Origin of the sequence: Psychrobacter sp. CMS30 (assembly GCF_904846565.1) — a bacterium.
Lineage (GTDB): Bacteria > Pseudomonadota > Gammaproteobacteria > Pseudomonadales > Moraxellaceae > Psychrobacter > Psychrobacter maritimus.
Genome location: NZ_CAJHBF010000009.1, coordinates 119203 through 133003, shown reverse-complemented (window position 1 = coordinate 133003; position 13801 = coordinate 119203). Strand labels below are relative to the sequence as shown.

Here is a 13801-nt window from a genome sequence, read left to right as displayed (position 1 = left end):
TCAGTCGTTACTACCGCGACGATTAAATAGCTCAGTCGCCTTTGCTTCTTGTTCAAGCTCCGTTTGACAGCCAACGCAGTGCTGCACACCCGGCACGGCAATACGCCGCGCTTCTGGAATCGGGTTGCCGCATTCATCACAGAACTCAGCACTTTTACCCGTTGGCAGCGCACGCCGTGCCCGCTCTAACGCATCGTTGACAGTCGCATCCATTTGCTCATGCTCTGCCCCATCTCTTGACCAGCCACCTGCCATAATCCCATCCTATTTTTTATTAACGATATTTAAATCATAATTTATAAAAGTCTTTAATAACAAATAGATGGGGTTATAAGTCGCTTATTTCAATAAACACGCAATTTTATAAATACTATTAATAGTTATAAAAATTCTAAGCAATAGGATTATAGGTGATTATTAGTCTTTTGGTTGGAGCTCAACCACTTGACCGCGCACACCGATGCTCTCATCACTCATCAAAAACACATAACCGCCCATAATATCTTCCGGGGTTTTTAGGCTCATCGGATTTTCGCCGGGAAAGGCATGGGCGCGCATATTGGTACGGGTACCACCAGGATTGATACAGTTAAAGCGCAAGTTAGTGGTATTCTGCGTTTCTTGGGTAAAGATATCGCTCATGCCTTCTACCGCTTGCTTAGAGAGTGCATACGCGCCCCAAAACGCGCGAGGGTGAGTGCCAACGCTACTAGAGGTAAAGACGATAGACCCATGTGCTGCGTCCTTAAGTAAAGGCAGGAGTGCTTGTGTGAGCATAAAGGTGGAGGTAAAGTTGACCTTCATTACTTGGGCAAACATATCAACATCGTACATCTCAAGTGGCGTCAAAGCCCCAAGCATGCCCGCATTATGCAAGATACCATCAAGCTGACCGACTTCTTTAGCAATCAAGTTCTCTAATTTTTGCATCTCAGCATAGGTTGCGCCCTCTAGATTCATCGGTAGCATGGCTGGCTGCTTACCGCCAAAGCTCTCAATTTCATCATAAACGTATTCAAGCTTACTGCTAGTACGCCCCAACAATAATACCGTCGCACCATAACGCGCATAGGTTAAGGCGGCGATACGCCCGATACCATCACCGGCACCCGTTACCAAGATAGTTTTACCATCTAAACAGTCATCAGGCGGTATAAAATTACGAATATCGTCGTGCGATACAGCTGGTACAGAAGCTTGCGCCGCTGATGGCATCTGTTCTTGGCTAGTAGGCTGATTAGTATTGTCACTCATGGCATTACTCACTGCTTATTATTTAATAGGTAGGGTGCTTAATAGCTATTTTGTTAAATGGTTTATTTGCTTTATAAGGCTTATTTGCTTTATAAATAGTCAAACTTGCCAGAAGAAAGCAATAACTTATTCAAGTCTGCAGGGGTTTCGGTAATATAATCTGCGCCCCATTTTTTAAGGTTTTTTTGATCTTCAGGCGGAATATAACCGTAAGCGGCTAAGATAGTCGGCATGCCTGCAGCCTTGCCAGCTTCGATGTCACGTATATGATCGCCGACATAAAGCACGCTTTCAGCGGCACCGCGCGGGATAGAGAGTCTTTCTAATGCTGCATACATAGGCTCTGGATCGGGTTTAGAGCGCGATACATCATCTGGGCACACCAGTACCGAACAACGCTCATTTAACTGCATTTTTTCTAATAACTGCTCAGCGAGATAGCGCGGCTTATTGGTCACAATACCCCATGGCACGCTTTTTTCTTCTAATGCGCGCAGCACCTCTTCAAGCTCATCAAAAACACAACTATCGACACAGATTTCCGCTTCATAATCGTCTAAGAACTGCTGACGAAACTCCAGTAACTCAGATTCGCTGACTTCAAGTTGGTCATTATGGCGCAGCATCAACTGTACCATCGCCGAGGCACCGGCAGAGACTTGCTCACGAATTTCGGCTTCAGGTGGCGCTTGCCAATCATTTTCGCCGCTCATTTTACCAATAATGCGGACGAAGTCAGCGGCAGTATCGATTAATGTGCCATCAAGGTCAAACAAGACAGCTTTTACAAATTGGCTCATAACGGGCGCTCTTAATATTAATTTAAAACATTGATTTAAAAAGTGGTCAAAAAGGAATGCTTATAAAAGACGATTTACGCCAGTGGCTTTTGTACCGCCATCATATAATTAACATCGACGTTTTGTGCCAACCAATAACGCTTGGTCAATGGATTATAATGCAGTCCTATGATGTCTTGACGGGTAAAGCCTGCCGTTATCGCCATTTTATCTAATTCAGCTGGGGTGATAAATTTGGCGTAATCATGGGTGCCGCGATCAAGCAGGCGCAATACATACTCTGCCCCAACGATGGCAAACAGATACGATTTAGGATTGCGGTTAATCGTCGATAGCACGCAAACGCCGCCCGGTGCCAATAGCGCAAAACACGCCTCGACAATGGCAGCTGGGTCTGGCACATGCTCAAGCATCTCCATACACGTCACGACATCGAACTGACCAGCATGGGTAGCCGCTAACTGCTCAATAGGAATATGCTGATAACGCAAGGTATCATTTAAGTTGCTTTGCTCAGCATGTAAGGCTGCCGCTTTGAGGTTTTCGGTACCGAGGTCGATACCGGTCACATCAGCGCCGCGGCGTGCCATTGATTCTGCCAAGATACCGCCGCCGCAACCGACATCAAGGACTTTTTTACCCGCCAACCCCATCTCTGCCGTTTTACTGCTATCAGCACTCATAAAGCCGCGCTTCACGTTTTCTTCTATCCAGTTAAGGCGTAGCGGATTGATTTCGTGCAAAGTAGCAAAAGCGCCAGTTTTATTCCACCACTCGCTTGCCAAGTTATTGAACTTTTCCACTTCGCTGGCATCGACATTGATAGCAGTATTTTGGTTAAAGTCACTAGTAGCAGTATTGGTGGCTGGCTCATTATTTTCTTGAGTGTTCAATTTATTGTTTACAGGCTGGGCAGAAGAGAAAGCTTGGCTCATAGGGTTTTTCCTTTATGGGTATTATAGTTATTATCGTTTATAGGCATGCTGACATGCTCAATAGCAGTATGCCCAATATTAGCATGAGAGCGGCGACTTTGTCGTGAGTACATCGTCACCGATTGTGAATCGCGGCAGTAAATACTTCAGCATTATAATTATTAAGCAGCTGACTTTTATACAAGCTAAAAAAATGAAACTGTTTTATAACTTTGAATATTCTTAATAGCTGTCAGCCTAAAACTAGCAGCTTAAAAATGATAAGTAAGATACCTTAAATAATAGCTCACAGCTTTACAACCGTTAGTTAAGAATCGGGTTCACAAGTGCGGGCATTTTACGCTATTATAGTCCGTACTCTATTATAGGTCGATTTAGCGAAGACAATTTAGATAATGCATTGTCGTTTATCTACTTTCAAACCTATATAAATGCGCTAAGCAACTTTTGATCTGAAAATTTGCACCAAACATTTTAAATTTTGACACCTCAAGGAACAAGTATGAAACGTATCATCGCATTGACTGGTCTGGCTTGTGCTATTGGGCTGGCCAATATGGGCGCACAAGCCGCCAATTATGTCGCAGGAAAAGATTACCGTGTGCTAGACAATCCAGAAAAAATCAGCGGTGATGCTATCATTGTGCGTGAATTTTTCTGGTATGGCTGCCCGCATTGTAACGTCCTAAATCCGCATATGGAAAAATGGGCAAAAACCAAAGATAAAGATGTGGCCTTCTTTAAAACCCCAGCAGCGCTTAACCCAGTTTGGGAAGCCAGTGCCCGTGGTTTTTATGCCGCGCAATTACTAGGTTATGAAAACAAGACCCATGATGCGCTATTTGATGCGGTACATAAAGACGGCAAGCAATTATTTGACCAAGCGTCATTGAGCAAATGGTATGCCTCACAAGGCGTGAACGAAAAGAAATTTAACAGCCTATATAACTCATTTGCGGTTGGAACAAAAATTGGTCGCTCACAAGCAGGCGCCAAGCGTTATCAGCTCTCAGGCGTACCAGCGGTTGTTGTCCATGGTAAATATGTAGTGACCGGCGAAAGCGCTACCGTCCCTAAAGTAGTTGATTATCTGGTCGATAAAGTACGTGCAGAGAAAAAATAAGTCAGTCTGTATGATTTATTTATTAACCAGTATTAGTTTATAGAAAAATATAAAAAGCCAATCATCACTGATTGGCTTTTTTATGGGTCGTTATTATGAACGGCAACGCCGCCTCATAGCCAATATAATTGGCTACATTTTTAGCTGCGACAATATCGCCACTTCCCGAATATAACTGGCCAAATCCTCTTTAGACTCTGCCATCAGCTCATCGTCTTGCATATGCTTGGCGTACTCAATCCAAAGCAGCAGCTGATACATACTATTGCGCTCAGAGGCTTTATATTGTTTAACAAACTGCTTAAGCGTGCCTTCATCATTGATATTTAAGCGCTCAAACCAACTCTCGATTTTAGAAACTTGCTCTTTTGGGAAAAAGGCATCAAACAAGGCTTTGACCAATTCATGGCGGTTTTCTTCACTGATAAGTTTACCGACACGCTTGGTTTGGCGATTACGCGCATTGGCACTGGTGATATCAGCAAGCGCCATCAGCTCCGCCATAAAGTAATCACTTGCTGGCAGGTTTTTGAGCTGTTTTTTCGATAAGCTGGCAAGCGGTATCGACAATGCTTGCAAGCGCTCATGAGCTTTTTTGAGCTCTGTGCGCGAGACGCGCATATCATGTTCTGACCAGTCAATCATAAAAGCTTTCCATTTTTCGAGATAATAAATAATAGATAGTAAATAATAAAGTTAATGCATTTTTGCCATTTATACCTTGCAGCTTATAAGTTTTAGCTACAAAGAAAGCATCACCAACGATTCTTTTCGCGGTGTTTAGCAACAACGGTCAAACCTTCAGGCAGGCCAGCGGTCAGCTTATCTTGCAAATGCTTGGTGATAAATACCGAGCGATGTTTGCCGCCCGTGCAGCCGATAGCGACCGTGACCGTATGGCGATTGTTATGCAGAAAATCAGGCAGCCAACGATTAAGAAATTTTGCGATATCTTCAGTCATCTCAGCTACTTCTGGATAATCGGCAAAAAATTCAGCAACCTCAATATCAAGACCGGTCGCGGCTCGTAGCGTTGGGTTCCAATGCGGATTGGGCAAAATGCGCACGTCAAAAACAAAATCTGCATCAATTGGGCTGCCGTATTTAAAGCCAAACGATAGCAGGTTAATCACTATTTGATTATCAGCCCCAACATAATCACGCAAGCGCTCTTTTAACTGATGGATATTCAGCATAGTGGTATCGATTTTGACATCCGCATGCTTAAATATCGGCTGCAAAAGCTGAATTTCTCTTTCAATCGCTGCTGGCAGATTATAAGTGGTATTCTCTATGCCTTTAGTATCTTGCACCATCAACGGATGAATGCGGCGGGTAGCATTAAAGCGCGCAACCAACGTTTCTTCTTGCTCCTTCACATATACCACGGTGACCGCCTCTTCGCCATATCTCTGCTTTAACGCATCATGTGTTTCAGCAAAATTGGACAAATCCGCACGTGGCGTACGAATATCGACACCCAGCGCGATGCGTTTAATCCCACTATCACAGACCAGTTTTTGCGCCGCTTCAGGAACCAATGACAAAGGCAAATTATCAATAGAATAATAGCCCAAATCTTCTAAGATATTGAGTACTGAGGTTTTACCCGAGCCTGAACGCCCTGATACTACCAAGATACTTAGCCTATCTTTATTTTCTACTTTCGCGTTTATAGGCTTTGCTAAATTGTCATTTGCCTGTGCTTGCTTATCATCCTTACTTGCACTCATGATCCGTCATCCTAATAATTGCGTCTGGCGAATTACTCTGTCAGCACGGCAGCTTGACCGTCACTAACTGATTGTCTAATAAACGTGCTCTACCCAACCAAGCCGCAACCAAAATCACCAAATCCTGCTGATTTGCATTGAAAGTTGCAGATGCAGCATCTGTCTCTAAAGAATCGAGCTGAGCGGTTTTAACTTCTAAATAATCAATCTTAAAGCCCGCCTCAGTGATGCGTGCCTGTGTTTCTGTTAATAAAGGCGCAAGACCTTGTTCGAGATGCTGACTCTGCATTAGCTGCTCAGCTAAGCGGAGCAATTCTTTATGCAGCACAGGAGCAACATTACGCTCAGCTTCAGTTAGATACTGATTGCGCGAAGATAATGCTAAACCATCAGCAGCACGTACAATAGGCGCGCCGATTATTTCAATCGGATAACTTAAATCACGCACAATTTGCTGGATAATTGCCAATTGCTGATAGTCTTTTTGGCCAAATACGGCCACCTCAGGCTGGACAATATTAAATAGCTTAGAGACAACGATACCGACGCCATCAAAGTGATTGGGACGCGATTGACCACATAGCTGGGTGGTAATTTCTCCCGCTCGGACTGACGTTGGTGGCGGTAATACTGGATACATCTCATCAATAGTTGGGGCAAATACATAATCGGCACCAACGGTGGCAAGCTTGGCGACATCTGCCTCTAAAGTGCGTGGATAACTGTCAAAATCTTCACCGATGCCAAATTGGGTAGGATTGACAAAGATACTCACCACGACAATATCGGCATGCTGCTTGGCAAGCTTTACCAGCTCAAGATGACCGTCATGTAGATTGCCCATGGTTGGTACTAACGCAGTACGCTGCTGGCTATCTTGCTGACCACGATAAGGGTTTAAGGCGGCGCGCAGGGTTGAGATATGATGATGAATACTTGGCATGGTAAATACTCTTATCCTGATAGCTTGTTCTACTGATAATCGTCAAAACACTAAATTTAAAGCATTAAATTCAAAGCGCTAAATACTAAGCACCAAATTCAAAGTTTTAAATTAAAGACCACTAGCTAAATTGGTGCTGCTCAGTCGGAAAGCTGCCATCGCGTACCGCTTGCTGATATAGGGCAAATGCGCCTTCAATACTACGCTCGCTATTACGCTCATCGGTTAAAAAGTCATGAACAAAGCGTGGCACGCGACCATGCACCATACCAAGCATGTCATGCATGACTAAGACTTGACCATCAGTATCGGCACCAGCGCCAATACCAATTACCGGTACGGCAACCGCTTGGGTTACAGCTTTTGCAAGTTCAGCAGGTACGCATTCTAATACCAAAAGTGCCGCGCCAGCAGCAACGACCGCTTTAGCATCAGCAAGCAGCTTATCAGCCGCTGCATCACCGCGCCCTTGGATTTTATAACCGCCAAAGACATTAACCGATTGTGGGGTTAAGCCAAGATGTACACAAGTGGGCGTACCTGCTTGCGCCAATGTCGTGACTAAATCGCAAAGCTCACTACCGCCTTCAATCTTAATCACATGCGCGCCCGCCTGCATCAGTTTTCGGCTATTGGCAACCGCTTCAGGGAGCGTCACATAACTCATAAACGGCAAGTCAGCTAAAATCAGCGCATGCTTATTACTACGAGCAATATTGGCCGTATGATAAGCCATATCATCGACGCTGACCGGTAAGGTTGAATCATGACCTTGTACCACCATGCCCAGACTATCACCAATCAGTATCGTATCGATTTGTGCTTTATCCATCATGCGCGCAAACATCGCGTCATAGCAGGTCAGACAGGTAAATTTGGTGCCGTCTTTTTTAAATTTATTTAAAGTCGATAACGTCGTCATATCATCCTCAATGCTTTCAATCATCAATACGTTTAACAATCAATGACTGAAAATGCTGCTAAATGCCAATTTGCTGCTACTTTTTAGTAGTTAATAAGTCTATTTAACGGTTCATACATCAATCATCTGATAGCAACTTTAACCCTGTCCAATCGTTACTCAGCGGATAATCCTTTATAGGTTTACCTTTAATAATCAACTCTGGCGCTAGCTCTCGCAGCGGTATCAAAACAAAATTACGTTCAGGCAAACCAGCATGCGGTATGGTTAATTGCGGCTCTGCTATTTGCGCGTCACCATGTAATAAGATATCGACATCAAGGCTACGCTCGCCCCAACAGCGCAAACGAGCGCGTTTGGCTTGTTGCTCTAGCGCTTGGCAAAAATCAAGCAGCTCAAACGCAGTCAAAGTGGTCTCAAAACCTGCGACCGCATTAATAAAATCAGGTTGGTCTTGCGGTCCCATGGGTACTGAAGCGTAAAAGGAAGACACCCGTACCGCGCGTATCTGCTCGTGCTTTTGCATAGCTGCAACGGCTTGCTGCAAATGCTCGACAGGTGAACCTAACTCATTGGACAGATTGCTACCTAAGCCCACATAGCAGATAACCCAAGTTACATCGCCATGGCTCTCATTGTCATCGTTAGCATCAAAGTGCGTGTTCATAGTTATCACTTTACTCTATTGTCCGCTCATAAGCTTAAACGTTATTAACGCTTGGCTGACGGCGGCGACGCTTTGATGGTACAGGACCTTTTTGCTCATTCATTTTACTAGCAGCTGTTTGATGCTTAGCTGACTGACTTTGACTGGTTTTAGTAGGTTTTGCTGCTGTAGCTTTAGTTGCCTTCTTAGCCTTACTTTCAACGTCACTAGTTTCAGTTTTACTAACAGCTTCAGTCGCTAACTTCGGCGCTTTTTTTGCATATCTCGTCGCTTTTTGCGCTTTGTTATCGACTGCTTTAGCCTCTACTACGCTATTGCTATCAGCTGAGCTATTTCCATTGTCATTTTCTACAACAGTAGGCTGACGGCGGCGACGCTTATGCGGTATCGGCTCATTATTCATACTGACGAGCGCCGGTGTTCTGGCTACCGTGCGCGTAGCATACTCTGTCGTATGCGCTTTAGCAGAAGCTGAGTCAGTACTAACATTGACATCAGCTTGCTTTGGTTTTGTATGATGCTTTGCTGCTTGATTGCCAGACTGCTCTTTAGGCGCTGCGTTGTCAGTAACGGCGTTTTTTTCTACAAACGCTTGGCTAGCCGGTTTAGATTTAGAAGTCGACTTAGATGACGATTGCGACTGTGCCTCACTTGGCAATTGCTTGCGTAATGGCGGTACAACCTTCTCATGCTCTATGACAAACAACGGTGCAGGCTTGGCATTATGGCGTTTAGTTGCCGCTTGATGACCTATGTTAGCAAGTGATAACTGCTGCAATTGCGCAAGCTCATTATTATCTTGTGTCGCTTGCTGCTTATCATAGCTATTATTACGACCATTCTCATTACGACCGACATTGCTGCTACTATTACTGACACTGTTATTAGCATGCTGAGCCGACTGACTGGCAGCGCGGCGGCGGCGTGATGGCACGTTTGAGGCATCATTAACCACTTGCTTGCTATGACCATTGCCGCTTACTTTATCTTGCTGATCGTTTTCTATGTGATTCACCTTGCCATTATCGTTCGAGGTTTGCTGTTTTTGACGATTACGTCCGCGACCGCGCTGCGCTTGCTTATAAGCACCGCGACGAATGTTTTCATCAAAGTCATCAATCGCTTGTTGCTGCTGCTGTTCGGTCAAGGTTTGATAGTTGTGCCACCACTCGCCCATACCATTGGTCGATTCTGATAGCGGATGTTCGGCATCGCCGCACTGCTCACGCAATAACAAGAAATCAAAACCGGCGCGGAAACGTGGGTGCTCAGACAGCTGGACAATTTGTTTACTACGTGGCGCGGCCAATTTTGGCTGCAATATCCAAATATCACGAATAAACTGTTCGGCAAATTTTGGAATGGCGGTTTTGATACGCTGACGGTCGATGACTTTGCCCGCTGCATGCATTTGTGCATCGGCAAAAGGCATATTGCGCTTTTTGGCTTTTTCTAATTGATGTAGATAGTTTTCCCACAGCAACGCGGCATAAAAGAAGGCAGGGTTAATGCTTTTGCCAGCGCCGATACGTTTGTCGGTATTAATAGCGACTTGTTTCACTAAAGCACTTGGCTCAGCAGGTGGGTAAATGATTAAACTATCAATCGCACCCGACTCAAACAATAACGGCAATAGTGGCACTAAATAGCCACCAGTAAACATCTTTTGCGTTTCATCATACAGACGATGCGGAGAGATTTGCTCAAGTAGCGCCCAATTACCATCATGGAACTGTGCGGCTAGTTCGCTATCAAAATCAAAGCCCAACTTGGCTTTAAAACGTAAGGCGCGCAGCAATCTGACCGGATCTTCTTCGATACGAGTCGGCGCATTGCCTAACAGGCGAATAATTTTATTATCGATATCTTCAAGCGCACCGCAAAAATCATGCACCACGCCTTTAAGCGGCTGATAATAAAGGGCATTGATAGAAAAGTCGCGACGGGCAAAGTCTTGTTTGATATCGCCCCAGACATTGTCGCGCAGAATCATACCATCTTGATTGGTATTGGAATCATTAAGCGGTGGTCCACGGAAAGTGGCTACTTCGATAAGCTCACGCCCAGAGTAGACATGCGCCAATTGAAAGCGGCGACCGATAATACGGCAGCGTTTGCCAAAGACGTCTTTAATCTCATGGGGCTTAGCATCAGTGACCGCGTCGAAGTCTTTTGGACGCAGGCCTAGCAAGGTGTCGCGCACGCCGCCACCGACGATATAGGCATCAAACCCAGCTCGGGTTAGGGTTGCAATCACTTCGGTAATGGAATTTGGTAATTCAGATTTATTCAGTTCTAACTGCTTGGCGGCACGCTCGGCCATGCATCTACTCCTCGCCTTTATTCTTAACCACCCCTGACGAACACAGCGTCTATCAGGCGGATGTACCTGCTAGTTTAACAAATTTTGGCCATGGTGGGTGTGTTATGACATTTACTTACATGCTATTTTGTCAATATTGGGGTTAATTAATACAAAATATCCTGATTAATACCGTGATTAATCCTGCACGCTTAAACGTCTGCGATTCTTCTCAACGGTTTTTGCACCGATACCTTTTACCTTGGTTAATTCATCAACGCTCTTAAAGCCGCCAAACATCTCACGATATAAAATAATCGCCTGCGCTTTACTGCTGCCAACACCGTCTAATCCCACCAGTTCGGCTTCTGTCGCTCGATTGATATTAATACTGGTCTGCGTACGCGCTTGGCTTTGCGCTGTTTCCTGCGTTAATAGATAATTATAAGCACTTTGGGGGTTATCAAAACAAGGGGCGGCAAGGACAGGATGAGACAGCATAGCCATGATAGAAACTATGCCTACTAAAAAAATGGCTGCATTTTTAAACAAATTAGCATGTTGCCATTTAATAAACAGGCTTTTATTAGTCGCGTTCATATTGTTTAGCCGCTTCCCATAACGCATCCATCTCATTAATATCACTGTCTTCTAAGCACTTGCCAGCGGCAGCTAACTGGTCTTCAATATAGCCAAAACGTGATTTGAATTTATGCACACAAGTTAACGTTGCAGTTTCAGCGTCGAGGTTTAGTTTACGGGCGACATTGACCAGCGCAAACATGCAATCGCCAAGCTCTTTTTCAATATCGGCAATATTATCTTTTATCTCGACTTTTGGCTTATCTAAAATCTCAGCCTTTAGCTCGGCAATTTCTTCATCGAGTTTATCAAAGGCGCCGCTGACGCCTTCCCAATCAAAACCCAGTTTTGACGCCTGCTTTTGTACATCCTGCGCTTGCATGAGCGCGCTGCCTGCTTTGGTATTGTCCAAACGGCGCTGTGGTTTGCCACGTGCGGCGCGCGCTTGTTGCTCGTCCGCCTTAATCTCATCCCAACGTTCTTTTACCGCGGCTTCATCTTGTAGCGTTTCTGCTTCAAACACATGCGGGTGCCGGCGAATCAGCTTTTCTTGTAAAGTGGTAATCACATCGCTCATATCAAAGCGTCCTTGTTCAGCGTACATCTGACAATGAAACACCACTTGCAGCAACACATCACCAAGCTCGCCTTTGATGTCTTCATCATCATCACTTTGTACCGCTTCGCCAAGCTCATAGGCTTCTTCAATCGCATAAGGAATGAGACTATGATTGCTTTGTTTTTTATCCCACGGACAATCTGCTCGCAGCCGTGCCATTAAGGATAATAAATCCGCCAACTCGCCACTTGCTTCTGGCGTTCCTGGTACCGGTGTAGGCGCTGTTATTTTATTTTCTAAGCTATTCATAAAAAACACTCTTATATTTTTATTGGTTATTCAATAGAACCCTATTAAGTTTATAACGATTTTGTCGTTAGTGTAGCATTGAACACTGATTAGCTTATAATTGGGTAACCTACTTAATTATCATCTCACTGCTTAAACGCAAGGATTTTATCGTTATGCCCACATCCGATACCAATAATGCCAGCTATGCGACTCAAACCCAGTTCGCACCGATTAAAATTGATTCATTTAAAGCTTACGATATCCGCGGCGAGCTTGGTGTCAATCTCGATGAAGACATCGCTTACCGTATCGGCCGTGCCTTTGCGCAAATTTTATTCGAGCGTTATAACAGTGCCGATAATGATGCTACCGCTGAACTGAAAAACTTAAAACCAGCTATCGTTATTGGTAGCGATATCCGTCATTCAAGTGAGCAGTTAAAACAAGCGACTATCAAAGGCATGCTAGATGCTGGCGTCGATGTGATTGATTTGGGAATGACAGGTACAGAAGAGGTGTATTTTGCAACCAGCTACTATCAAGCGTTGGGCGGAATTGAAGTCACTGCCAGTCATAATCCGATTAACTATAATGGCTTAAAATTGGTCAAAGAGCACTCAAAACCGATTAGCGCCGATGATGGTTTGGCAGAGATTCAAGCATTGGCAGAATCGGGGCAATTTACCACTGCTAACACCTTAGGCAACCTACAATTACTGACGGATAAAAGCGCCTATATCAATCATGTGATGACTTTTATTGATACTGACAAATTAAAACCACTTAAGCTGGTTATAAATTCAGGAAATGGCAGCGCCGGTCCCGTGGTTGACTTATTAATCGATAAGTTAGCACAAGCTGGCGCACCGATTGAAGTGATTAAATTGCATCATGCCCCTGACGGTAGTTTTCCAAATGGCATTCCCAATCCGATGATTTTGGCTAATAGAACCGCCACCCAGCAAGCGGTGTTAGAAAATAAAGCCGACCTTGGCATTGCCTTTGATGGCGATTTTGACCGTTGCTTTTTATTCGATGAATACGGCGAATTTATCGATGGTAGCTATGTCGTTGGGATGCTGGCGCAAGCCTTTTTAAATAAGTATGCAGGCGAGTCGATTGTTTATGATCCACGGGTAATTTATAACACCGAAGCCGTCATCCATGAGCATAACGGTAAGGCGGTTATTAGTAAATCTGGGCACTCATTTATCAAGCAGGTGATGCGTGATTCTGGCGCAGTTTATGGTGGCGAGATGTCCGCGCATCATTATTTCCGCGATTTTTTCTACTGCGATAGCGGTATGATTCCTTGGCTGCTGACCATTGAGTTATTATCGATTACCGGTAAAACCTTGTCAGAATTGGTCAGCGGTTATATTGCAGCCTATCCAAGCTCAGGCGAGCTAAACTTTCATCTGACCACGCATGATGCGCAGACGATTATTAGCGCTATCGAAGAAAAGTTCAGCGCTGAAAATCCAACCAAATCGATGCTAGATGGTTTGAGTTTAAACTTTGGCGAATGGCGTTTTAACTTACGCGCCTCAAATACTGAACCATTAATTCGGTTAAATATTGAAAGTCGCGGTGATGAAGATTTACTACGGACCAAAACCCAAGCCATTCAACAATGGCTTGCCAGTAAAGGTGCGGTACCTGCTTAAATAGCTGCTGTGCTGAATAAAGA

14 protein-coding genes are annotated in these 13801 nt (G+C 44.5%); 2 read left to right on the top strand and 12 right to left on the bottom strand.

The window, feature by feature from the left end:
- The 4 genes from JMX94_RS06805 to ubiG form a co-directional block, all read right to left on the bottom strand.
- A complete protein-coding gene (locus JMX94_RS06805; protein WP_201564381.1) occupies positions 1–255 on the bottom strand; it encodes a DksA/TraR family C4-type zinc finger protein in 255 nt (84 codons plus the stop codon).
- Between the two features lie 162 nt (positions 256–417).
- Positions 418–1215: a YciK family oxidoreductase gene (locus tag JMX94_RS06800; protein ID WP_201564389.1), complete on the bottom strand. Its 798-nt coding sequence runs from the start codon at positions 1213–1215 to the stop codon at positions 418–420.
- A 128-nt stretch (positions 1216–1343) separates the two neighbouring features.
- Positions 1344–2054: an HAD family hydrolase gene (locus tag JMX94_RS06795; protein ID WP_201564379.1), complete on the bottom strand. Its 711-nt coding sequence runs from the start codon at positions 2052–2054 to the stop codon at positions 1344–1346.
- 74 nt (positions 2055–2128) lie between these two features.
- Positions 2129–2989, bottom strand: a complete 861-nt coding sequence (gene ubiG, locus JMX94_RS06790) for a bifunctional 2-polyprenyl-6-hydroxyphenol methylase/3-demethylubiquinol 3-O-methyltransferase UbiG (RefSeq protein WP_201564377.1) — start codon at positions 2987–2989, stop codon at positions 2129–2131.
- Positions 2990–3491: 502 nt separating this feature from the next.
- On the opposite strand from ubiG, the gene JMX94_RS06785 reads away from it, so the two are divergent.
- Complete coding sequence (locus JMX94_RS06785; RefSeq protein WP_183619492.1) at positions 3492–4112, top strand: thiol:disulfide interchange protein DsbA/DsbL; 621 nt, start codon at positions 3492–3494, stop codon at positions 4110–4112.
- Between the two features lie 132 nt (positions 4113–4244).
- On the opposite strand, the gene yjgA is transcribed toward JMX94_RS06785, so the two are convergent.
- The 8 genes from yjgA to mazG form a co-directional block, all read right to left on the bottom strand.
- Positions 4245–4757, bottom strand: a complete 513-nt coding sequence (gene yjgA, locus JMX94_RS06780; RefSeq protein WP_201564375.1) for a ribosome biogenesis factor YjgA — start codon at positions 4755–4757, stop codon at positions 4245–4247.
- Between the two features lie 110 nt (positions 4758–4867).
- Positions 4868–5845 carry an RNase adapter RapZ gene (gene rapZ / locus JMX94_RS06775; protein WP_201564373.1) on the bottom strand — a complete coding sequence of 326 codons (978 nt, stop codon included), beginning with the start codon at positions 5843–5845 and terminating at the stop codon, positions 4868–4870.
- A 40-nt stretch (positions 5846–5885) separates the two neighbouring features.
- The gene (gene panC / locus JMX94_RS06770; RefSeq protein WP_201564371.1) at positions 5886–6788 is read right to left on the bottom strand and encodes a pantoate--beta-alanine ligase; all 903 of its coding nucleotides are present in this window, start codon (positions 6786–6788) and stop codon (positions 5886–5888) included.
- A 121-nt stretch (positions 6789–6909) separates the two neighbouring features.
- Entirely contained in the window at positions 6910–7710 is an 801-nt protein-coding gene (panB, locus tag JMX94_RS06765; RefSeq protein WP_201564369.1) for a 3-methyl-2-oxobutanoate hydroxymethyltransferase, read from the bottom strand.
- Between the two features lie 118 nt (positions 7711–7828).
- Complete coding sequence (folK, locus tag JMX94_RS06760) at positions 7829–8377, bottom strand: 2-amino-4-hydroxy-6-hydroxymethyldihydropteridine diphosphokinase (RefSeq protein ID WP_201564367.1); 549 nt, start codon at positions 8375–8377, stop codon at positions 7829–7831.
- 34 nt (positions 8378–8411) lie between these two features.
- A complete protein-coding gene (gene pcnB / locus JMX94_RS06755; RefSeq protein WP_201564365.1) occupies positions 8412–10700 on the bottom strand; it encodes a polynucleotide adenylyltransferase PcnB in 2289 nt (762 codons plus the stop codon).
- A gap of 177 nt (positions 10701–10877) precedes the next feature.
- Positions 10878–11186 carry a ComEA family DNA-binding protein gene (locus JMX94_RS06750; protein ID WP_265088941.1) on the bottom strand — a complete coding sequence of 103 codons (309 nt, stop codon included), beginning with the start codon at positions 11184–11186 and terminating at the stop codon, positions 10878–10880.
- 79 nt (positions 11187–11265) lie between these two features.
- Entirely contained in the window at positions 11266–12129 is an 864-nt protein-coding gene (mazG, locus tag JMX94_RS06745) for a nucleoside triphosphate pyrophosphohydrolase (RefSeq protein WP_201564361.1), read from the bottom strand.
- A 155-nt stretch (positions 12130–12284) separates the two neighbouring features.
- Here mazG and JMX94_RS06740 point away from each other — a divergent pair, with 155 nt between their 5' ends.
- Entirely contained in the window at positions 12285–13778 is a 1494-nt protein-coding gene (locus JMX94_RS06740; RefSeq protein WP_201564359.1) for a phosphomannomutase CpsG, read from the top strand.
- Positions 13779–13801: the final 23 nt, after the last annotated feature.

Coding starts and splice junctions, on each gene's coding strand:
- JMX94_RS06805 (WP_201564381.1), bottom strand. CDS start 255: ATGGCAGGTGGCTGGTCAAGAGATGGGGCAGAGCATGAGCAAATGGAT.
- JMX94_RS06800 (WP_201564389.1), bottom strand. CDS start 1,215: ATGCCATCAGCGGCGCAAGCTTCTGTACCAGCTGTATCGCACGACGAT.
- JMX94_RS06795 (WP_201564379.1), bottom strand. CDS start 2,054: ATGAGCCAATTTGTAAAAGCTGTCTTGTTTGACCTTGATGGCACATTA.
- ubiG (WP_201564377.1), bottom strand. CDS start 2,989: ATGAGCCAAGCTTTCTCTTCTGCCCAGCCTGTAAACAATAAATTGAAC.
- JMX94_RS06785 (WP_183619492.1), top strand. CDS start 3,492: ATGAAACGTATCATCGCATTGACTGGTCTGGCTTGTGCTATTGGGCTG.
- yjgA (WP_201564375.1), bottom strand. CDS start 4,757: ATGATTGACTGGTCAGAACATGATATGCGCGTCTCGCGCACAGAGCTC.
- rapZ (WP_201564373.1), bottom strand. CDS start 5,845: ATGAGTGCAAGTAAGGATGATAAGCAAGCACAGGCAAATGACAATTTA.
- panC (WP_201564371.1), bottom strand. CDS start 6,788: ATGCCAAGTATTCATCATCATATCTCAACCCTGCGCGCCGCCTTAAAC.
- panB (WP_201564369.1), bottom strand. CDS start 7,710: ATGACGACGTTATCGACTTTAAATAAATTTAAAAAAGACGGCACCAAA.
- folK (WP_201564367.1), bottom strand. CDS start 8,377: ATGAACACGCACTTTGATGCTAACGATGACAATGAGAGCCATGGCGAT.
- pcnB (WP_201564365.1), bottom strand. CDS start 10,700: ATGGCCGAGCGTGCCGCCAAGCAGTTAGAACTGAATAAATCTGAATTA.
- JMX94_RS06750 (WP_265088941.1), bottom strand. CDS start 11,186: ATGGCTATGCTGTCTCATCCTGTCCTTGCCGCCCCTTGTTTTGATAAC.
- mazG (WP_201564361.1), bottom strand. CDS start 12,129: ATGAATAGCTTAGAAAATAAAATAACAGCGCCTACACCGGTACCAGGA.
- JMX94_RS06740 (WP_201564359.1), top strand. CDS start 12,285: ATGCCCACATCCGATACCAATAATGCCAGCTATGCGACTCAAACCCAG.